The sequence below is a fragment of the Burkholderia semiarida genome (assembly GCF_029268935.1).
In the GTDB taxonomy this organism is placed as follows: Bacteria; Pseudomonadota; Gammaproteobacteria; order Burkholderiales; family Burkholderiaceae; genus Burkholderia; species Burkholderia semiarida.
Window position 1 is genome coordinate 463,477 of record NZ_JAHLCL010000008.1, and the last position, 16,853, is coordinate 480,329.

General features: G+C 63.4%; 27 protein-coding genes and 1 pseudogene. 5 read left to right on the forward strand and 23 right to left on the reverse strand.

What is annotated here, in order from left to right; genetic code table 11:
* Nucleotides 1–10 precede the first annotated feature (10 nt).
* The 23 genes from KPB06_RS25320 to KPB06_RS25430 all read right to left on the reverse strand — a co-directional run bounded on the left by KPB06_RS25320 (nucleotide 11) and on the right by KPB06_RS25430 (nucleotide 11,695).
* Nucleotides 11–511 (reverse strand): DUF1804 family protein, encoded by a 501-nt coding sequence (locus tag KPB06_RS25320; RefSeq protein ID WP_212178737.1) that lies wholly within the window; start codon nucleotides 509–511, stop codon nucleotides 11–13.
* A gap of 5 nt (nucleotides 512–516) precedes the next feature.
* Nucleotides 517–726 (reverse strand): hypothetical protein, encoded by a 210-nt coding sequence (locus KPB06_RS25325; protein ID WP_217264852.1) that lies wholly within the window; start codon nucleotides 724–726, stop codon nucleotides 517–519.
* Nucleotides 723–1,025 carry a hypothetical protein gene (locus tag KPB06_RS25330; RefSeq protein ID WP_275920539.1) on the reverse strand — a complete coding sequence of 101 codons (303 nt, stop codon included), beginning with the start codon at nucleotides 1,023–1,025 and terminating at the stop codon, nucleotides 723–725. Before KPB06_RS25330 ends, KPB06_RS25325 begins: the two co-directional genes overlap by 4 nt.
* Nucleotides 1,016–1,249 (reverse strand): TraR/DksA C4-type zinc finger protein, encoded by a 234-nt coding sequence (locus tag KPB06_RS25335; protein ID WP_275920540.1) that lies wholly within the window; start codon nucleotides 1,247–1,249, stop codon nucleotides 1,016–1,018. The genes KPB06_RS25330 and KPB06_RS25335 overlap by 10 nt, the downstream gene beginning before the upstream one ends.
* A complete protein-coding gene (locus tag KPB06_RS25340) occupies nucleotides 1,250–1,870 on the reverse strand; it encodes a hypothetical protein (protein ID WP_275920541.1) in 621 nt (206 codons plus the stop codon).
* Nucleotides 1,851–2,096, reverse strand: a complete 246-nt coding sequence (locus KPB06_RS25345; RefSeq protein ID WP_275920542.1) for a hypothetical protein — start codon at nucleotides 2,094–2,096, stop codon at nucleotides 1,851–1,853. The genes KPB06_RS25340 and KPB06_RS25345 overlap by 20 nt, the downstream gene beginning before the upstream one ends.
* 12 nt (nucleotides 2,097–2,108) lie before the next feature.
* Entirely contained in the window at nucleotides 2,109–2,645 is a 537-nt protein-coding gene (locus KPB06_RS25350) for a glycoside hydrolase family 24 protein (protein WP_011884341.1), read from the reverse strand.
* A gap of 137 nt (nucleotides 2,646–2,782) precedes the next feature.
* Entirely contained in the window at nucleotides 2,783–3,217 is a 435-nt protein-coding gene (locus KPB06_RS25355) for a Mor transcription activator family protein (RefSeq protein WP_011884342.1), read from the reverse strand.
* Entirely contained in the window at nucleotides 3,214–3,612 is a 399-nt protein-coding gene (locus KPB06_RS25360) for a gp16 family protein (protein WP_275920543.1), read from the reverse strand. Before KPB06_RS25360 ends, KPB06_RS25355 begins: the two co-directional genes overlap by 4 nt.
* A gap of 78 nt (nucleotides 3,613–3,690) precedes the next feature.
* Nucleotides 3,691–4,389, reverse strand: a complete 699-nt coding sequence (locus KPB06_RS25365; RefSeq protein WP_275920544.1) for a DUF2786 domain-containing protein — start codon at nucleotides 4,387–4,389, stop codon at nucleotides 3,691–3,693.
* Between the two features lie 12 nt (nucleotides 4,390–4,401).
* Entirely contained in the window at nucleotides 4,402–4,590 is a 189-nt protein-coding gene (locus tag KPB06_RS25370) for a hypothetical protein (RefSeq protein ID WP_275920545.1), read from the reverse strand.
* Nucleotides 4,591–4,664: 74 nt separating this feature from the next.
* Nucleotides 4,665–5,282, reverse strand: a complete 618-nt coding sequence (locus tag KPB06_RS25375) for a DUF3164 family protein (protein ID WP_275920546.1) — start codon at nucleotides 5,280–5,282, stop codon at nucleotides 4,665–4,667.
* A 32-nt stretch (nucleotides 5,283–5,314) separates the two neighbouring features.
* Nucleotides 5,315–5,626 carry a hypothetical protein gene (locus KPB06_RS25380; protein ID WP_275920547.1) on the reverse strand — a complete coding sequence of 104 codons (312 nt, stop codon included), beginning with the start codon at nucleotides 5,624–5,626 and terminating at the stop codon, nucleotides 5,315–5,317.
* Nucleotides 5,623–6,060 (reverse strand): hypothetical protein, encoded by a 438-nt coding sequence (locus tag KPB06_RS25385; RefSeq protein WP_275920548.1) that lies wholly within the window; start codon nucleotides 6,058–6,060, stop codon nucleotides 5,623–5,625. The genes KPB06_RS25380 and KPB06_RS25385 overlap by 4 nt, the downstream gene beginning before the upstream one ends.
* Nucleotides 6,061–6,071: 11 nt before the next feature.
* Nucleotides 6,072–6,389 carry a hypothetical protein gene (locus KPB06_RS25390; protein WP_176314605.1) on the reverse strand — a complete coding sequence of 106 codons (318 nt, stop codon included), beginning with the start codon at nucleotides 6,387–6,389 and terminating at the stop codon, nucleotides 6,072–6,074.
* 1 nt (nucleotide 6,390) lies between these two features.
* Nucleotides 6,391–6,696 (reverse strand): hypothetical protein, encoded by a 306-nt coding sequence (locus KPB06_RS25395; RefSeq protein ID WP_176314604.1) that lies wholly within the window; start codon nucleotides 6,694–6,696, stop codon nucleotides 6,391–6,393.
* Nucleotides 6,696–7,028 carry a helix-turn-helix domain-containing protein gene (locus KPB06_RS25400; RefSeq protein WP_176314603.1) on the reverse strand — a complete coding sequence of 111 codons (333 nt, stop codon included), beginning with the start codon at nucleotides 7,026–7,028 and terminating at the stop codon, nucleotides 6,696–6,698. Before KPB06_RS25400 ends, KPB06_RS25395 begins: the two co-directional genes overlap by 1 nt.
* On the reverse strand, nucleotides 7,015–7,641 hold the full coding sequence (locus tag KPB06_RS25405; protein ID WP_275920549.1) for a helix-turn-helix domain-containing protein: 627 nt from the start codon (nucleotides 7,639–7,641) through the stop codon (nucleotides 7,015–7,017). The genes KPB06_RS25400 and KPB06_RS25405 overlap by 14 nt, the downstream gene beginning before the upstream one ends.
* Nucleotides 7,634–7,864, reverse strand: a complete 231-nt coding sequence (locus KPB06_RS25410; RefSeq protein WP_275920550.1) for a hypothetical protein — start codon at nucleotides 7,862–7,864, stop codon at nucleotides 7,634–7,636. Before KPB06_RS25410 ends, KPB06_RS25405 begins: the two co-directional genes overlap by 8 nt.
* A 7-nt stretch (nucleotides 7,865–7,871) precedes the next feature.
* Nucleotides 7,872–8,618 (reverse strand): AAA family ATPase, encoded by a 747-nt coding sequence (locus KPB06_RS25415; RefSeq protein WP_275920551.1) that lies wholly within the window; start codon nucleotides 8,616–8,618, stop codon nucleotides 7,872–7,874.
* A gap of 17 nt (nucleotides 8,619–8,635) precedes the next feature.
* Complete coding sequence (locus tag KPB06_RS25420; RefSeq protein ID WP_275920552.1) at nucleotides 8,636–10,810, reverse strand: DNA-binding protein; 2,175 nt, start codon at nucleotides 10,808–10,810, stop codon at nucleotides 8,636–8,638.
* Nucleotides 10,810–11,292, reverse strand: coding sequence for a hypothetical protein (locus KPB06_RS25425; RefSeq protein ID WP_275920553.1), 483 nt, complete (start codon nucleotides 11,290–11,292; stop codon nucleotides 10,810–10,812). Before KPB06_RS25425 ends, KPB06_RS25420 begins: the two co-directional genes overlap by 1 nt.
* Nucleotides 11,293–11,353: 61 nt before the next feature.
* Nucleotides 11,354–11,695 carry a helix-turn-helix domain-containing protein gene (locus KPB06_RS25430; protein ID WP_275920554.1) on the reverse strand — a complete coding sequence of 114 codons (342 nt, stop codon included), beginning with the start codon at nucleotides 11,693–11,695 and terminating at the stop codon, nucleotides 11,354–11,356.
* A 154-nt stretch (nucleotides 11,696–11,849) separates the two neighbouring features.
* On the opposite strand from KPB06_RS25430, the gene KPB06_RS25435 reads away from it, so the two are divergent.
* The 5 genes and pseudogenes from KPB06_RS25435 to KPB06_RS25455 all read left to right on the forward strand — a co-directional run bounded on the left by KPB06_RS25435 (nucleotide 11,850) and on the right by KPB06_RS25455 (nucleotide 16,844).
* The gene (locus KPB06_RS25435; protein WP_275920555.1) at nucleotides 11,850–12,590 is read left to right on the forward strand and encodes a helix-turn-helix transcriptional regulator; all 741 of its coding nucleotides are present in this window, start codon (nucleotides 11,850–11,852) and stop codon (nucleotides 12,588–12,590) included.
* Nucleotides 12,591–12,787: 197 nt separating this feature from the next.
* Nucleotides 12,788–13,645: pseudogene (locus KPB06_RS25440) on the forward strand (helix-turn-helix domain-containing protein); the annotation flags it as partial.
* On the forward strand, nucleotides 13,594–14,910 hold the full coding sequence (locus tag KPB06_RS25445) for an Nramp family divalent metal transporter (protein WP_060967797.1): 1,317 nt from the start codon (nucleotides 13,594–13,596) through the stop codon (nucleotides 14,908–14,910). The pseudogene KPB06_RS25440 and the gene KPB06_RS25445, both read left to right, overlap by 52 nt.
* Before the next feature lie 80 nt (nucleotides 14,911–14,990).
* A complete protein-coding gene (locus KPB06_RS25450) occupies nucleotides 14,991–15,581 on the forward strand; it encodes a phosphatase PAP2 family protein (protein WP_099317204.1) in 591 nt (196 codons plus the stop codon).
* Between the two features lie 474 nt (nucleotides 15,582–16,055).
* The gene (locus KPB06_RS25455) at nucleotides 16,056–16,844 is read left to right on the forward strand and encodes an SDR family oxidoreductase (protein ID WP_124657237.1); all 789 of its coding nucleotides are present in this window, start codon (nucleotides 16,056–16,058) and stop codon (nucleotides 16,842–16,844) included.
* Nucleotides 16,845–16,853 lie beyond the last annotated feature (9 nt).

Sequence of the window (16,853 nt, forward strand, 5' to 3'; positions counted from 1 at the left end):
CGAAGCTCCTTTAACCATAGCTGGTGGCCAGCTCGTCACCGAACGGCACGAGAATTTCTGCGAACGCTTCAACGTGACTCGGATAGCGCTCTTTCACGAATGCGGCAAGTCGCTGCACGACGCCCATCGCGACCGCGAGTTCATTCGTCTCCGGAAGCACACGCTTCGACGCGTTGATCGTCTTGTTGTATGCGTCGGCGAGACTGGCCAGCATGGCGACCTTATCGGCCGGTTTCATTACGGTATCGGCGTCGAGCTGATCCATCGTCGCTTGATACTGCGTGATCATGCCGGCGAGCATTTGTCGGGCCGCACCTTCGATCCCGCCACCAGCCATCAACTGCGCGGCCTGGGCTTTATCCCAATCGTCACCGGCAGCACGTGCGTCATCCTTCCATCGCCGCGCCGTGGAATAGTTGACGCCGCTCTTCATGGCGGCGACTTCGAGCGACAGACGGTCGAACACGAACGCTCGACGCACCTTGTCGCGAACTTCCTTCGGGTAGGCCATCTCGACTACAGCCCCAGCTTCGCGCGGGCAAACGAGATGCCCATCGCGACGATCCCGCCGGCCACGGCACCCGCGCCGGCACCTGCGGCCGCACCGTACTTGATCGCGCGTTTCTCGACTTTGGCCATCTGGTCTTTCAGTTCGTCGACCCCTGCGTCGATCTTGCGCAGCATCCGCATTTCGGGGCTGTCTTCCGGCTTCACATCCTCGGTCATTGTTTGTCCTGTTTTCGGTCAAGCTTGTTATTGATATCGGCGAGCTTCAAATCGATTCTCGTCAATCCGTCGCGGAACTCGTCACGCATTTCACGATGCTCGGTTCGAGGAACGTAATCGCGTGCTACGGTCTCTCGGAATGCAGCGAACTCGCGCAGAATTCCTGCATCTCGTTTTTCGTTGTCCTCCATCTTCTTCACAACGCTGCGGATCACAACGCCCCCGAAGAGGTTGATCGCTCCGAGTAGAAGTGTGATGACGCCCATAAAGATTGCGGCCGGATCGAATGTCACTTGCACGCGTACCTCCGGTTGATAACGTGCTCGCGGCGCTCCTGGCATTCAATGCAGAAGCGGCAGCCCTGAACCGCGCGGCGCCGTTCCTCGGGAATGGGTTCCCCGCATGCCTCGTTCTGACAAAACGATTCCGATTCGGCAGCGCTGTGCACGGGGCGAGTTGCCGCTGCAATCGCGAGCGCGCGATACTGTTCTTCGACGTCGCTCGCGTGGTCAAAGTCATCCATCTATTGCTGGTCCTCTTGTTCCGGAAGTGCGGCCTTCACCGCCTTCAGTTTCGATTCGGTGTTTCGAGTGCGCGCGGCGTAGTCGATGAACCAGGCGAGGACGTCGGCTTGTGATACCCCGGAGTCAGCGGCGGCATCGGCGTCGGGGCCGACAACAGCAGCGGCGGAATCGGCGCTTGCCGGCACGTCGGAATCACCAGCGTCGGCGATGCCTGCTGCGTCGTTCCACACGCGGACAAAGCCACGGCTGAACACACAGCCAACGACAGGCGCATCATTTTTCTGGCCGGGAACCGGCGGGCTACGACGAGGTTGCGCGACATGGTCGATTCGCTCCTTCAGTGCCATCGCGCTCTGTGCGACGGCGGATTGAACTGTGAGATAGCCGGACTCCGCGGCTGATGCACGTGTCACGTCGGCCGCGTATCGACCGAATGCGTCGCTCGCGGCCGAAGCGGCAGTGTGCTCGACGGACGCACGGTAGTCGGCCAGCGCCTTGTCGCCGCGTGCGGCTGCCATGCTGTAGCCGTGCTGGTAGGTTTTCGCGAAGGCGAACACGATGAGCACCGCGACGACGATGCCTGCGACCAGCTTCGCGTACTTACTGATTGCTTCCGTCATTTGCGCTTTCCTTCGAGGGACGGCCACGCCATGCGGCGAGCGCCTGGATGACGGCTGAGTAGCCACCGACGCAGCCGAGATAGATCAGCCAGGTATCGAACGTGAGTTGATTTCGGTAGCCCTGGTAGATGAACATGCCCGTAGCGGCGGCCGACGCGATGTTCGGCCAGAGCTTCGCGTGCGAAAGCTTGCCGTCGTGGCCGGTGATCAGATCGCTGAGTGACATCGCCGCTCCTGATCAGGCAATCGCAACGACACCGCCGGCCGCGCGGTAGGCCGCCGTGAGCATCGCCAGTTCGTTCTGACGCTGGCCGTAGTCGTTCCCGGGCAGCGACGCCCAGATGTTCGAACATGCCTTGATGGCGGCAGCGAGCTGGCCGGCGACGATCAGTGGCAGCGCACGACGTTCGCGAATCTGCTGAATCGCGATCATGTCCTGGGAAAGCGGGCTGAAGTCGTCGAGCTTGAGCAGCTTCGCGTAGGGTGCGTAGTAACGGGACAGGAGCTGGTAGCGGCCAGCGGCCGTCGAATTCAGCTCCGCGTTGTAGATGCCCGGGTGCTTCGCGTAGGAGGGGAACGTAAGCAGTCGGGCCGGGACGACGTAAGTGCCGCCTGCGCTGCTCTTCTTGGTGATCGGCCCGTGCGAGCCGACCAGGACGTTATAGCCGTCGTCGCTGTTCTGACGCGTCCATTTGTCGATCTCGCTCGCAGCGAGCATGTCGAGAAATGCGACGACGTTTTGTCCGCCCGCCGCCTCGGCCGCAATGCGTGCCATCGATACCTCTATTCGTGGAATGATGACCGCATTGTTGATGTTGCGATGCACTGACACGAGTCGACCGATGTCAGCGGGTAGCAACAAAAAGCCCCGCACGTGGCGGGGCTTCGTTTAATCATGGCGCGATTCTAACGCTAGAACAGCTCCGCCTGGGGAACGGTGCGTTCGGATGCGTCGGCGCGTTTCAGGATGCGCCAAACATGTCGATCGGCCATCTGATAGCGAAGTGCGAGTTGCGCGACAGCGTGATTCGCAGCGTGGTCGCGGGTCAGCACGTCGAACTCAGCGCGAATGCTGCGGTACATCAACTCGCGCATAGCTTTGACACATCGCGGTATGTACAGCACGTCGCCTCCGAAATGCGCGGTAAGCTGATCGGCCGCGTCCGGGCCAACGATCTCCGCCAGTGCTTCGTAGCGGATTTCACCCAGGCGCGAACGGCGCATCGCAACCGGGAACGTCGTGCCGCCGAGCTGTTCGACCAGGCGCACCGTTGTCGGCAAACCGATCAGCTTGACGATGGTTTTCACGACGTCCGGCAACAGGTGTTCAACACCGTCGAATTTCATGCCGACCTCCGCTTCGCATCGTATTGCAGCGCCGCGATGAGCTTGCCGAGCATCACGTCATCGCAAAACTCGATTGCGTCAACCTTGCAGATTCGCTTCACCATGCCGCCCACGTAATCCCACGACCGGCCCGCGTCGGCGAGCAGCGCCTCGATCTTGCGGATTTGAGCGACACGCGGCCGCGCGACATTCGGCCGGCGACCGGCATCGCGCTTCGGCTTGAAACCGCAGCGCTCGAAGTGCTTTAGCAGCTTGTGCGCGCCTTCCGGCGTCAGGTCTTTCGACGAGCCGACGCCGGCGACGCTGCGCAGCACCGTGCGGTATTCATCGTCGGTCATCGCGAGCTGCTGCTTTGCGATGTGGATTTTCGCTACTGTCGTTTTTGCGATCAGCATCACGACCTCCACCAGCGCCGCAGTTCCTTGCGGCAGAGACAGACCAGGAAGACGATCCCGACCAGGATAACGACGATGTCAGACATGGCCGAGCCTCCGTGTGCCAGGCGCACCGACACCGGGACGAACAACGGCCGATCGCCCCTGCGCGACGCCGTGCCAGTGATCATCGGTCGTGCGACGCCCAGCTACGTCCCGCGTGCGCGGCTCAAATTCGCGTACCTCGGCATGATTCGCCCGCATGTACGCGTCGATCATCGCGGTTTGTTCGTCAGTGCGGGCCGTGTTCTGCATCTGCATGCGTACCGCGTACACCCACCCTTCGCAGAACTCGTCGGCGCGGGCGGTCTTGTTCTTCGGACCGCAGCGGCGCAACTTCGTCTGGATGTAGGCTCGACGAGCGGCGCGCAACTGACGGGCGAAGACGTCGAACGTATACTTCGCCACCTCGGGTGCGGGCGCGACGCCGACGAACATATAACCGCCGACAATGCGGGTGAGAGTGTCGTTGGGACGCCGGCTGAACAGCAGCTCGCATCCGTACACATCGGCGACGACACCGGCCAAAGCGACCTCGTATCGAACCGGCAGGCTCGCGGCTGCGCTTTTCGACCATTCCTCGCTTGCGCCGGCCGCAAGCAGCTCGGGATGGTCGATCCCGAACTGCTCCATCAGCTTCTGTGCCTGGCGAAGCGCGGCAGCCGCTTCGTGCGGCTCGCTCGATTGCGACAGCGCAAGGCACTTACGGATTTTCTCGATTGCAGTTTTCTTATCCACGTTACCCCCGCTTTAACGACTGCGATCTTCGAGTGCAGGATGGCTGCTCGGCATCACGACATCGTCCGAATCGACCATCGTCATCTGGAGTTCCGGACGCTCCTGGGCGATATACCGGTATCCTTGATCGTGATAGTGCCTATCGCACTTGATCGCGCCTTGAAACAGCTTGAGTGCTTGCATTGCCTTGTCGGCATCCATCAGGTATTCCTGGTAGCCGATTCGGAGGCAGGCGACATCGCGACTACGCGTAGTGGCTTTTCTCGTCGCCATGGTCAGATCGCCGCAAGGTCGAGGCTGATCGCGCGATACTCTTCCGTATCCTCGACGCGCTCGTACAGCCGGATATACGGCTTGCTGCCCGTCACACGGATGCTGTCGACGATCGCTCGCATTGCTTTGGTCCACTTCGGATCGTCGATCGCAAGGCGACGCAGCGCGAGAATGCGGCCGGTGTTCACGTTGCCTTCCTTGTCGACCTGGAACGCTTCGTTGATCAACACCTTGATCTTGTCGTTGCTGCCTTCGGTCCACTCGCGCAGACATTCGTCGATCAGTTCCTTCGCCGCTTGAAGGCGCTCGTCGAACTGGATGCGCTCCGCGATCTGGCGCACGATCTTGTAGCGACCGTCGAACGTGATCAGCGAAATGTTGCCCTTCGCGCCACCGACCTTGACGCCGTATTGCTCGTGGCTGGCCTCGACGAAGGCAGCGATGTCGCCGAATGCCCGTGCCTTGAATTCGGCCAACTCCGATTGCAGACGCTTCGCATCAGCGACGAGCGACGTAACCGTCTGATCGCGGAGCTGGTCGATCGGCTCGACGAGCGATTCGGGAACGAGTCGGCCGCGTGCGTCCTGGACATAGCCGGCCGGGATGGTATTTTTTGTCATGGTGTGTTCCTGGTATTGGGTTGAAGGTGCGTTTAGTGCATCTTCCGCAGAGCTTCGCTCTCGATCGCTTCTTCGAGCTTCTCGCGTAGCCGCTCACGGTTGGCAAGGTAAGCGTCACAACGCGCAGCGAGCGCGGTGGAGTCGGCGCGAATATGTGCCTTCAGCACGCCCTCGACGAAGCCCGCCATCTGAATGCCCGTTGCGTTCAGTCTGGCCAGCAAGGCGCTCTGCTCGAAAAGCTCTTTGTTCACTCGGTGCAACTCACGACGGAGGTCCTCGATCGTGTCGAGCTTCTCGGGGTTGGTGATCGTCGGGCCGACCATCACAATGGCTTCCATAGTCATGCCTGTTCTCCCGCGATGGCTTCGATGTTGATGCAGTCGACGAACTTGAGCAGGCGGGCAGTTTCTGCGCGTGTCAGCTCAATCGTCTTGCGTCCCTTGGTGACCGTCAGGCGGCCGGCGGTGGAGAAGCCACACACGAACTCGCCGGGTGCGACATCGGCGGGCGTGAATGCGGGCGAATTTCGCGCCGCTTTTGTCACGATCTGTTTCGTGCCGTCGAACTCGCGGATCAGGTCGTCGGTCGGGTAGTACAGGTTGATCGGCGATGAGCCGTCCATGACCTTTTTGTCGCGAATCACGCGACCCTGGCGGATATACGGATCGATGCGCGGCTGGATTTCCTTCGCCTCGATGTCCAGCATTTCGCCGAGCTGCGCACCGGACGAACCCGGGTGGTCGATGATGGCCTGAAGAATTTGCTTTACGGATGCCATGTTCCTTCCTTTCACGCGAGGGTTTGGGTTGCTTTGATGAACTGGCGGGCGGCTGCAATCGCGCGCCAGAATTCTTCCGTTGACTTCTCTGCGATGAGCTGCCGAGCGGTCGAGATCGCAGCGGCCTGCGTCTTGCCGCCGGCCAGACGCATGCCCGTGCCGACGTGCGACACCACATAGGCAGGCTCGCCTTGGGTCTTTGCCAGCGGGTTCGCGTGCGCCGCGAACGACTCTGTCTTGTATTGGGGGAAGTCGACACGTTCACCGTCGACCTCGATGCGACGAAAGCGCTCTCCCGCTTGCGATTGGGCGATGATGTGGAAGCGCATGTCAGTGGCCTCGCTCCGTCCACAGGACGCGAATCTCGCCGACCTTGAACTGGCCGGTTCGGTAACGCGAAATACCGGAACCGCCCGTGCGGTAGTAGGTGGCTTCGCCTTTCTCGACCATGTCGGCGCAGACGGCGCAGTTCTGCACCTGGATCGTCGGTTTCGAGCCGTTCGAGAACTCGATACCGATGACCGTGAAGCCCTTCGCGGTCAGCGTCTCGATCGTCGCCGCGAGACGCAGCGCCGTGAGCTGCATGAGCTGATTGATCGGCGGCACGGCCGGGTTGAGGGCGTTACAGTTCGTCATCACTTGGACTCTCCTTTAACGGGGCGCAGCGGGCAGTTGCGGCACGTGCGCCAGTGGCTCAGTTCCATCGGGTTATTGATCGGCGCGCGGCGATTGGCGAAGGACACGCATACCGTCAGCGAGATCGACTGCCCGGTATGCGTGCACTGCACCTGTCCGAATGTCTTCAGGACGCGAGCGGCGACGCGATCGGTTTTGCCGGGGTATTTGCCCGACAGGACAAGCGAAACGGTCGTTCGTGAGACGTCGAGCAGCTTGGCCGCGTCGGTCTGCGACGTCGCGGCGACGGCCTCGCGAAGCATGGCGAGCCAGTCCGGATCAGCATGCGTCATGGTCCGGTTCCTCTTGCCACACGATCTTCCCGAGGTTCGGGTCGTAGACCGATTTCGTGCGCTGGATCATCGGCGGGCGCGGGCCGGTGTACTTCGATGCGATCAGGCGATAGCGCGCCTGTTTCGCGCCCTTGCCACGGATGTATGCGTGGCCCGGATCGATGAGCGTCAGATAACCGGCGTGCGACAGGCATTTGACGTACGACTGCGCCGTCGAATCGGTAATCGCGACGTCGGGCGTCGACGCGCGCATGGCAAGCTCGCGCGGCGTGAAGTCGCCCATGATGCGCATCGTGCGCCACATGTGCTCGTTGCCACGCGACTGCATGACGGGCTGGCCTTTGCGATCGAGGCGCGGTGCTTCGACGCCAGCGTCGCGAACGAGACGGTAGTGCTTCCGATCGCTGATCGCCTTACGTTCGCCGATCTGCTCGACGTACTGGCCGCGTTCGAGCGCCTGCAAATACGTCTGTACGGTCGGCTTGTCGATGTCGGCGGCACGGACGATGCTGTGCGGGGTGAAGTCGTCGCGTTGGCTGCGAATCGCTTCCCATACACGCTGGCGCGGCCCCTTGCCGCCGGTCAGTTCGAGGTGGGCAGGTTTTCTAGCCATGTTTGCCTCCCTTCACAACAGCCAGAGCAGCAAGCGCGAGGCATGCCAGTGCGGCGAACAGGACGGCTACCGTCCATGTCGTCAGTGCGATCCAGCTCGACGGGATCAGCAAACCGGCCAGGAGCGCAACAAACGAGGCGGCAGACACGCGCGCGATGAACTGGATCGCACGGCCGGCATCGGCGGCGGCATTTGCGTCGGGTGTGATGTGGTGATCGATCATGTTCACCTCACACGCGGCGCTTCGGCGCTTCACCGGTGTACAGCTCGCGCTTACCCCATTGCGTGAGGTCGATCGCATCCTTGCCAGCCATCAGCGCTTCTTCCTGGATGCGTTCGAGGTTCACGCACACACGCCGCACAGAGCCGTGGGCCAGTTCGACGACGCGCGCGAGCAAATCATCCGCGACCGTGATGTGACGGCAGTACAGCGGTGCAAGCTGGCGGGCGTCGTCGACCGTGACGGGCTGCGCCGGAATCCATGCCAGCACACGGCCGTGCATGCGCTCCCATTTCTTGAGCTTCGCTGGCAGCGCTTCCTCGCCGATCATCAGGATGGGCGCCTGGCTCGACTCGTACAGGTCGCGGACCAGCTCAACCGCGTTGCGGTCGACCAGATGGTCCATTTCGTCGATGATCAGCGGCCGGCCGGACGCGGCCAGTTCCTCGGCGACCTGGTCGGCCATTTCGGGAATCGTGCCGCCGGGCTTGATACCCATCTCGAATAGGATCGCCTTCAGGAAATGCTTCTTCGTCCAGACGGATTTCGCCTGCACGTAGCGCGCGCGGCGAGCATTCGCCACGTAGTTCGCGGCCATGCTCTTGCCGTAGCCGGACGGGCCGTAAAAGCACACGAGACCGGGCAGGTTCGCGCTGCGTGAGACGGCGCGCTCGATCGCGATGTCGCACATGTTCAGGTTGGTGATTTGGGCGACGCCGCCTACAATCGGTTTGAGCGTGGATTCGAGTTGTGTCATGCTTGCTCCTGTTGGTCTTACTGATGGCTGGCGAGCTGCAACTCTTCAGCCTGTTCCGCGCGGCGCTTTTGCGCCGCGAATTCTTTGCTCAACGCATATCTGCCGTACCACTGCAACTCGTCCTGGTCGGGGATGCCTCCTGTTTCGATCTGTTCGTTCAGCGTCTGCCACCGGGCAAACCGCAGCTCGGGTGTTTCCGGAAGCTGGAACACGGTTGCGGTTTCGGTTACGGCTTCCGGTTGCGGTTCATGGGTGATGGGCGCGATCGGTTCGATGTCGATCACCGGCTCGGCATCCACGAATCGGCGATTCAGGACATCGCGCGTGATGTCGCCGAATCCCGGGATCGTGATGACCTCGGGCGTTTCGAGCGTCAGCGCTCGTTGTCCACGACGTTCCGCCTCGACCTCGTCCAGCTTCGCCTGCAAGCGGTTCGCTCGCGCATCGGCGCGTTTCTCGCGGGCCTGCTCGACAGCGGACTGCGGCATGTAGTCCCGTTCATTCGCGCCGGCCTCGGCCTGACAGATGTAGCGACCGTCGAGCGCGTAGATCCAGACGAACCGCGCATCGTTGATGTCGTAGGCGACCTGGACTTCTTCGTCGTGGAATTCGAGCAGCGCCTGCGGATTCGAATACCGGTGATTGAGGAATCGAACCTCGCCGCGCGAAACGGTGCGCTTGATACGCGGCCGGAACACCAGGCGTGCATCGTGTTCGTCGAGCGTGTCGGCCTGCCAACCTTGCTCGACATGCGCGGCCCATGCCTCATTGGGCGACATGTGACGACGCTTACCGGTGTTCGGATCACGGATGACGGGTAGCGTGCTATGGGGACGGTCGTTGTACGCGTCGACCTGTTCCTGGCAAAACTGGATGAACGCGTCCCATCCCATCAGCGACATCGGCCCACCATGCTTGAGCGCGTCGCGTGTGATCTTGAACACCGCGTGTTTAGCCTGACGGTCCATGTCCGCGCCCATGTATGACGGCAGCTTCTTCGCGGCAGCGACCCACAGCGTCTGGTGCAGGCGCTCGACGACGCCCCGGGCTTGCGAGTTGTACGGGATCGAGTGCGTGACGACGAAGCCCAGGCGACCTTGGACGCCGACGCCTTCGTCTTTCAGCAGCGCATTTTTGTAGCCGGACCCGTTGTCGACGTAGAACATGCTCGGCACTCCGCACTTGAGCACTGCGGTACTCAGCGCATCGAGCACTGCGAATGACGACTCGGCAAGGTCGAGCGAAATGCCGACCGCGCGTCGCGTGGCGACGTCGATGATCGACGTGATCTCCGGTCGGAACGGCCGACCGTGCAGCGGGTGCTGTACCTCCGCGTCGAACGTATGGCCGTCGGCCGACCAGATGTCGTTCGGCAGCAGCTTGTCGAACGTGCGGCGGATGAACGGCAGCATGGTCTTCAGCTCGCGCGACCCCATACGCCCGGTCTGCAACGTCACGCTGCCGAGCTTGTCGAGGAATCGACGGACCTGGTGAACGCTCGGAACGTCGTATGTGACGCGTCGCACCGCGCATGCCGTCGTGAAGTCACGATAGGCTTGCTCGACAGATGGCTTCTGCGGCTGCTGATAGTGTTCGAGGAACAGCTTCGCCCACTCCGGGATAACGAAGCTGGACTTCGGGATTTTCGGCGCGAGTGAACCCTGTTTCGACAGGCCAAGATAGCGCTTCAGCGAGCGAATGCTCGGGAACTCGTCTCCCTTGCGGCCGCGCGGGTCTTTTGCAGCGCGCAGCATGGCCGTCATGTGGTCGTCGAGCGTGCCAAGGCGGGCCTGGGTCAGCAGCGTGTGCATCGCCGCTTCACGTGAGACACGGCACTGCGTCATGATGCGATCGAGCATCGACAAGATGCCCTTGCGCGCATCGGCGCGCAGGCGCTGCGTGTCGGTTTCGACGAGTTGCAATTGCTGCTCGCGTCGGATGACGGCCTTGGCTGGCTGCGCGGGGACGGACGTGACGAGCGCCGCCGATGCGCGGTGACGAATCGCCGCTTGTGCTTCGGCAGGCAGGCTGTCGAGCGCGTATTCCAGGCCCTTGCCCTTTGCTCGGCGACGTGCCGCCCACTTTTCCCTGGTCGCGCTGTAGCGAACGCCCTGTTCGGTCGTCGGCACCCCAGGCAGACCGAGCATCGCAAGTTCGGGGGCGGTGTAGTGTGATTTGACGACGAGCTGCATCACTCGGCCTCCGCTGCGTCGAACCGCAGTTCGGGGGCGCGATCCTTCGTGACGTTCTCGCGGTGGTAACCGGCTTGCGTCATCGCATGAGTGAGCGCAGCGACCGCTTCCGCCTGTTCGTGGCCGGATTCGTAATAGCGGCACAGCACCGCAGCCGCGTCGGCGAATGCAGATTGCAGCGACGCCAGATCAGTGACGCGGGGGCGGCGGCCGGTCGGGATTTCGATAACGACGCGACAGCCATCCGCGATGCAGAGGTATTCGCTGACGAAGCGCGCGCCGCAGAATTCTTCGAATTGACGCAAGCGGTTCAGCGGCATCGATGTATCGGCGAGCCAGCGATACAGCGTTTTGACTTCGACGCCCATCAGATCGGCCAGCACCTTCGCCGGGCGGCGCTGTTCGTCGGCATGTTCAACGCACAGCTCGAAAGCCTCGCTCAGGCTCGTCGCGTGCAGGGATTTCCAGGTCCGTTTTCTCATCACTCAGTCACTCGCATCGGGAATCGTGTCAGTAGCGTGGTGCGCTTCGTTCACGTACGATTCACCCCATCGCAGCGGCCCGAACTTTTTCGGGGCGAACCGTGCAAACGGGAGAGGACGGTGACAAAACAGGCGTAAAATTTCGTTTTGCGTAACGGCTCGGCCAAATAACTTCGGGGGCGACGCCAATTGCGTCCGCAATAATGCGTTCGACCTTCGGATATGGGGCGTCGAACGCCTTCCGCAGAGCGCTGGAGTTGCTGTAACCCGATCGCTTGGCGAGCTGCCGCAGGTTCCAGCCCTTTTTTTCAAGGGCATGTTTGATATCCGCCTTGTCCCAGTCACTGGCGGTTTTTTTTGACTCCGCAAATGTGCGCATGTGCTCGTCCTTTTTGCTGAACATGTGCGCACATCGTACCGCAGATATTCTGGGTAGATCAAGAGAAAGTTCGGATGCTGTGCAGATTTTCGTTTCTGTTTCGTTTCTTACCCCGCACTTTTGCAGGGCCGTGCCCCGAAAAAAGTAGCTCCATCAATCACTTACAGCGATAACGAAAGTGCCGAACCGAGAAGATGTGCGGGTTTCGATTCCGGCGGACGGAATCGAAAGTCGAATTGATGAGATGTGCCGCCAGATTGGCGGGCGTGGCGCGGCGGCGGCCGTCGCCGGGGTATCGGACGACATGCTTCGTCGATACATCCGTGGCGACAGCAAACCTACCTTCGAGGTAGTGGCAAAGCTCGCCCGTGCTGCGGGAGTCAGCTTGGACTGGGTCGCGACCGGAGAGGGCGACGGCGTCCGGGGCGGCGATCAGGCGCAACGAGACGCGGCGCAGCCGCAGCTGTGCGTCGATACGCTGGGGAATCCGGTCGATCTAGAGGAGTTCGTGTTCATTCCTCGCTACAACGTGAAGGTTGCAGCGGGGCACGGACAAGCGATCACGGACGAGGCTCCCAAGCATACGATGGCCTTCCGTCGATACTGGATCGAGAACTACCTCCATGCAGCGCCAGCGGACCTTTCAGTTTTGTCAGTGAAAGGCGACTCGCTCCAGGGGGTACTTAACGATCGGGATGTGATCCTGATCGATCGGAGCCAAACCAGTGGCGCGGCGGGCCTGTATGTGCTGCGGATCGACGGGGATGTCATCGTCAAGACGTTGCAGCGGCTTCCAGACGGGATACTGGAGGTGAGTAGCGCCAATCCGGCCTACAAGCCGTTCACGGTCAACATGGCCAAGCCGCCGTCGGACTTCGCCATCATCGGGCGCGTGGTCTGGTTTGGCCGACAGGTATAGGCGTTGTGGATAACTTCCGTTTCCCGCTTATTCCGGTGTCAAAATCTTCGCGAAATCCGCGCATTTCGCAGTCATTTCTGGCAGAACCTTTCGCGCATTGTCGTGTCCGCTGAAATCGCCCGACGCCTTGCGTGATGGGCGTTCGGGCCGATTTCGAGCACTGGTTCTCGCCGTGTCAAATCGAGCACCTCCCCACAGTCAACTGGGACGACGCATTGCAGCGGCGCCTGGCCGACATTCGCCAGCAGGCGCGCTGGATCGTCGACGCGATGGATCTGCCCGCGCTCGCCGCCACGCGGCGGCCGCCGGCGTCGATCGACGGGCGGCCGGGCAGGGCCGGGCACCGCGTTACCACGACGATCGAATCGCCGGCCGGCGAGACCGACGTGTTCGCCGCCGCGCTCGACATGTTCCGCGCCGACCTCGGCGACGGCGCCGCGCAGGAAATCGCCAGCAACATGGCGCGGCCGGTCGAGCAGCGCTACGTGCAGTCGATGTGGGCGTTCCGCGAACTGAGCGCGAGCCCGTCGATCCGGATGTCCGCGCAGCGGTTGCGCGCGCAGAGCGTGAACCGCATCTCGGTCGCGGACGCCGCGCAGGCGGCCGCGATGAGCGAGCGCAATTTCCTGCGGCGCTTCAAGAAGGAAATCGGCGTGACGCCGACCGAGTTCGTCCAGCACGTGCGGCTCGAACGGGCGTGCCACATGCTGATCCATACGACGCTGCCGGCCGACAAGGTCGCGCGGCGCACCGGGTTCGGCAGCGGCGAGCGGCTCGCGAAGCTGTTTCGCCAGCGCCTGCTGATGTCGCCGACCGAATATCGCGTCGCCGAGCGGGAAAAAATCCTCGCGCACCGCGCGGCGTCGCCCGTTTCGTATGACGGGCACGCCGCCGCGTGTTGCGACGGCGACGGGGCGAATTGCGACGCGTGCGCGACCGCGCGCGGGAAAACGGGACGGATACCCGTAGAATCGTCGTGTCGCGACCTCGATTCCCGGTTTCCATGCCCTTCCTCCCCTCTACCGCCACCGCCCCTTTCTGCCCGTCGGAAGTAAAGGGCAGCATCACGATCGACGCCGCCGCGCCGCGCTGGCAGAAGCTCAGGCGTTTCTTCGGCCCCGGCTTGCTGGTCGCGATCGGCTACATGGACCCCGGCAACTGGGCGACCGATATCCAGGCCGGCTCGCAGTTCGGCTATTCGCTGCTGTGGGTCGTCGCGTTCTCGAGCATCGCGGCGATCTTCCTGCAGATGCTCGCGGCGCGGCTCGGCCTCGTCGCGGGCAAGGATCTCGCGCAGGCGAGCTACGACCGCTACGGCCGGTTCGGCCGCGTCGTGCAGTGGATGACCGCCGAAGTGTCGATCATCGCGTGCGACATCGCGGAAGTGCTCGGCTGCGCGCTCGCGTTCAAGCTGCTGCTCGGCGTGCCGCTCGCGTGGGGCGTCGTGCTGACCGCGCTCGACACCGTGATCGTGCTCGGCCTGCAGGGCAAGGGGTTCCGGCAGATCGAGGCGATCGTGCTCGGGCTGATCGCGACGATGGCGTTCTGCTTCGTCGCGCAGGTGGCGATCACGCCGCCCGACTGGCATGCGGTGGTCGGCGGGCTCGTGCCGGGCGATCCCGGCCACGACCGCAAGGATGCGATCGTGCTCGCGCTCGGCATCGTCGGCGCGACGATCATGCCGCACAACCTGTACCTGCATTCGTCGGTCGTGCAGACGCGGCACGTCGTCGGCGGCACGCGCGGCGTGATCCGCGACACGCTCGCGCTCGTGCGCATCGATACCTGCGTGTCGCTGTTCGTCGCGATGCTCGTCAACGCGGCGATCCTCGTCGTCGCGGGCGCGGCATTCCATGCGACGGGCCAGCACAACGTGACCGACATCGAGCAGGCATACCGGCTGATCACGCCGATCGCGGGCGGCGCGGCCGCGCTGCTGTTCGGCATCGCGCTGCTCGCGTCGGGGCAGAGCTCGACGCTGACCGGCACGATCGCCGGCCAGGTGATCATGGACGGTTTCCTCCATACGAAGATCCCGTGCTACCAGCGCCGGCTGATCACGCGCGGGCTCGCGCTCGTGCCGGCGCTGATCGGCGTGCTGTGGCTCGGCGACGGCTCGGTCGGGCAACTGCTCGTATGGAGCCAGGTGCTGCTGAGCCTGCAGTTGCCGTTCGCGATGTGGCCGCTGATCCGCTCGGTCAGCGATCGCCGCACGATGGGCGAACACGCGATCGGCCGCGGGATGCAGGTGCTCGCATGGGCGCTGTTCGCCGTGATCACCGGCACGAACCTGCTGTTGATTACCGGTGTCGCGGGCTGATACAGCCTGTCACAGGCTGACACAGGTGCGCTGCGCGCATGCGGTAAACTGCGGCCTTTCGTTCGTCTCCGAAGTCCGTCATGTGGAGTGAAATCAGCAACATCGGCGATGCCGCGCTGACCTTGCCGATCGCATTGACCTGCGCGGCGTGGCTCGCGCTGACCGACTGGCGCCTCGCCGCCCGCTGGGGCCTGCTGCTGGCCGCCGGCATGGGGCTCGTCGGCGCCACGAAGATCCTGTACGCCGGATGCGGCATCGAGCTCGCGCAGTTCGATTTCCGCGTGATCAGCGGCCACACGATGCTGTCGACGTCCGTGTGGACGGTCGCGCTGTCGATGCTGTGGCAAGCGTTCCGGCCGGGCAAGGCGCCGGGCATCGCGGCCGGGCTGGCCGTCGGCGCGCTCACGGCCGTCGCGCGCGTGTTCGATCACTCGCATACCGTGCCGGAAGTCGTCGTCGGCTGGATGCTCGGCGCGCTGGTCGCGCTGGTGTTCCTGCGCGGCTACGACGGCGCGCGGCAGCGCACGTTCTCGCCGCGCGTCGCGGCGGTCTGCTTGTTGCTCGTGTCGGGTATCGCGTACGGGCACCGTGCGCCGTTCCAGCAGATGATCGACACGCATTCGCCGCAGCTCTGCGCGTTCGTGCGCGCGCCGTCGGGCGACGGCTTCTGACTTTCGGGCCACGGCGGGCGCTTCGGCGCCGCTTTCTTGCCGCCGGCGTTCGTCCGGCGCTTTCCGGCGGGGGCACGATGCCTCGCCGCCGGTTCATCTTCCCGATTGCGTTCTCCTTGATGCGCAACCCAACGCCCGTCATGCCGATAATCGACTGGCACGGCTCGTGCGCGCGTCCGGCCGCGCCCGCCGCTTCGCGCATCGGCGCGGCGACGCGCCAGCCATGAACGGCGCTTATGACCGGGCATCACGAATATTCATTTCATCGATCGGCCGCGTTCGCGTACGCTGGCTGTCGTGCCGGGCCGGTCCGGCGTGCGTCGCGCTTATCTCGATATACTCGCGCAAACGTGCGGTGCGCCGTCATGCCGGCGTACCGGTAACCGACGCACGTCGGCCGGCGGCGGCCCGGCAGGCACGAAAACCCCGTCGCGGCAGCGTTCCGCGACGACGATTCACGACAGGAGCAGGCCCATGACAATCGTTTCCCCGCGCCTCGCCGGCAAGTGCGCATACATCACGGGCGCCGCGGGCGGCCTCGGCCGCGCGATCGCGCGCCGGATGGTCGAGCACGGCGCGCGCGTGTTCGTCACCGACATCGCGGAAGCGGCGGTGCTCGATGCGTTCGCGCAGGAACTCAACGCGGGCCATGCGACGCCGGTCGCGTTCGCCGCGACCCAGGACGTGCGCGACGAAGCGCGCTGGCAGGCGCTGCTCACGCAGGCGGTCGATGCGATGGGCGGGCTGTCGGTGCTGGTCAACAACGCGGGCGTCGGCTCGATCGGCTCGCCCGCGCAAATCGAGCTGGACGAATGGCGGCGCGTGATGGCGATCAACGTCGAGAGCATCGTGCTCGGCTGCAAGCATGCGCTGTCGTATCTGGCCGAGAGCCACCCCGCGTCGATCATCAACATCTCGTCGGTCGCCGCGTTCAAGGTCGAACCGGATTTCACCGCGTACAACGCGTCGAAGGCGGCGGTCGCGTCGCTGACGAAATCGGTCGCGATCGACTGCGCGCGCCGCGAGATCGACGTGCGCTGCAATTCGATTCACCCGGCGTTCATCCGCACGGGGATCGTCGAGCCGCTGTTCCAGTCGCTCGGCGAACGCGACGCGACGCGCAAGCTCGCGCGCGGCATTCCGCTGCGCCGGCTCGGCGAGCCGGACGACGTCGCCCATGCGGCCGTCTATCTCGCGTCCGACGAGAGCCGCTTCGTGACGGCCGCCGAACTCGTGATCGACGGCGGCATGTGCGCGGTCTGACGCGCATCC

Coding starts and splice junctions, on each gene's coding strand:
- KPB06_RS25450 (WP_099317204.1), top strand. CDS start 14,991: ATGTGGAGTGAAATCAGCAACATCGGCGATGCCGCGCTGACCTTGCCG.
- KPB06_RS25420 (WP_275920552.1), bottom strand. CDS start 10,810: ATGCAGCTCGTCGTCAAATCACACTACACCGCCCCCGAACTTGCGATG.
- KPB06_RS25360 (WP_275920543.1), bottom strand. CDS start 3,612: ATGCTGATCGCAAAAACGACAGTAGCGAAAATCCACATCGCAAAGCAG.
- KPB06_RS25325 (WP_217264852.1), bottom strand. CDS start 726: ATGACCGAGGATGTGAAGCCGGAAGACAGCCCCGAAATGCGGATGCTG.
- KPB06_RS25425 (WP_275920553.1), bottom strand. CDS start 11,292: ATGAGAAAACGGACCTGGAAATCCCTGCACGCGACGAGCCTGAGCGAG.
- KPB06_RS25445 (WP_060967797.1), top strand. CDS start 13,594: ATGCCCTTCCTCCCCTCTACCGCCACCGCCCCTTTCTGCCCGTCGGAA.
- KPB06_RS25355 (WP_011884342.1), bottom strand. CDS start 3,217: ATGAAATTCGACGGTGTTGAACACCTGTTGCCGGACGTCGTGAAAACC.
- KPB06_RS25415 (WP_275920551.1), bottom strand. CDS start 8,618: ATGACACAACTCGAATCCACGCTCAAACCGATTGTAGGCGGCGTCGCC.
- KPB06_RS25455 (WP_124657237.1), top strand. CDS start 16,056: ATGACAATCGTTTCCCCGCGCCTCGCCGGCAAGTGCGCATACATCACG.
- KPB06_RS25390 (WP_176314605.1), bottom strand. CDS start 6,389: ATGCGCTTCCACATCATCGCCCAATCGCAAGCGGGAGAGCGCTTTCGT.
- KPB06_RS25375 (WP_275920546.1), bottom strand. CDS start 5,282: ATGACAAAAAATACCATCCCGGCCGGCTATGTCCAGGACGCACGCGGC.
- KPB06_RS25430 (WP_275920554.1), bottom strand. CDS start 11,695: ATGTTCAGCAAAAAGGACGAGCACATGCGCACATTTGCGGAGTCAAAA.
- KPB06_RS25320 (WP_212178737.1), bottom strand. CDS start 511: ATGGCCTACCCGAAGGAAGTTCGCGACAAGGTGCGTCGAGCGTTCGTG.
- KPB06_RS25410 (WP_275920550.1), bottom strand. CDS start 7,864: ATGATCGATCACCACATCACACCCGACGCAAATGCCGCCGCCGATGCC.
- KPB06_RS25385 (WP_275920548.1), bottom strand. CDS start 6,060: ATGGCATCCGTAAAGCAAATTCTTCAGGCCATCATCGACCACCCGGGT.
- KPB06_RS25345 (WP_275920542.1), bottom strand. CDS start 2,096: ATGTCACTCAGCGATCTGATCACCGGCCACGACGGCAAGCTTTCGCAC.
- KPB06_RS25340 (WP_275920541.1), bottom strand. CDS start 1,870: ATGACGGAAGCAATCAGTAAGTACGCGAAGCTGGTCGCAGGCATCGTC.
- KPB06_RS25395 (WP_176314604.1), bottom strand. CDS start 6,696: ATGACGAACTGTAACGCCCTCAACCCGGCCGTGCCGCCGATCAATCAG.
- KPB06_RS25400 (WP_176314603.1), bottom strand. CDS start 7,028: ATGACGCATGCTGATCCGGACTGGCTCGCCATGCTTCGCGAGGCCGTC.
- KPB06_RS25405 (WP_275920549.1), bottom strand. CDS start 7,641: ATGGCTAGAAAACCTGCCCACCTCGAACTGACCGGCGGCAAGGGGCCG.
- KPB06_RS25335 (WP_275920540.1), bottom strand. CDS start 1,249: ATGGATGACTTTGACCACGCGAGCGACGTCGAAGAACAGTATCGCGCG.
- KPB06_RS25370 (WP_275920545.1), bottom strand. CDS start 4,590: ATGGATGCCGACAAGGCAATGCAAGCACTCAAGCTGTTTCAAGGCGCG.
- KPB06_RS25380 (WP_275920547.1), bottom strand. CDS start 5,626: ATGACTATGGAAGCCATTGTGATGGTCGGCCCGACGATCACCAACCCC.
- KPB06_RS25350 (WP_011884341.1), bottom strand. CDS start 2,645: ATGGCACGCATTGCGGCCGAGGCGGCGGGCGGACAAAACGTCGTCGCA.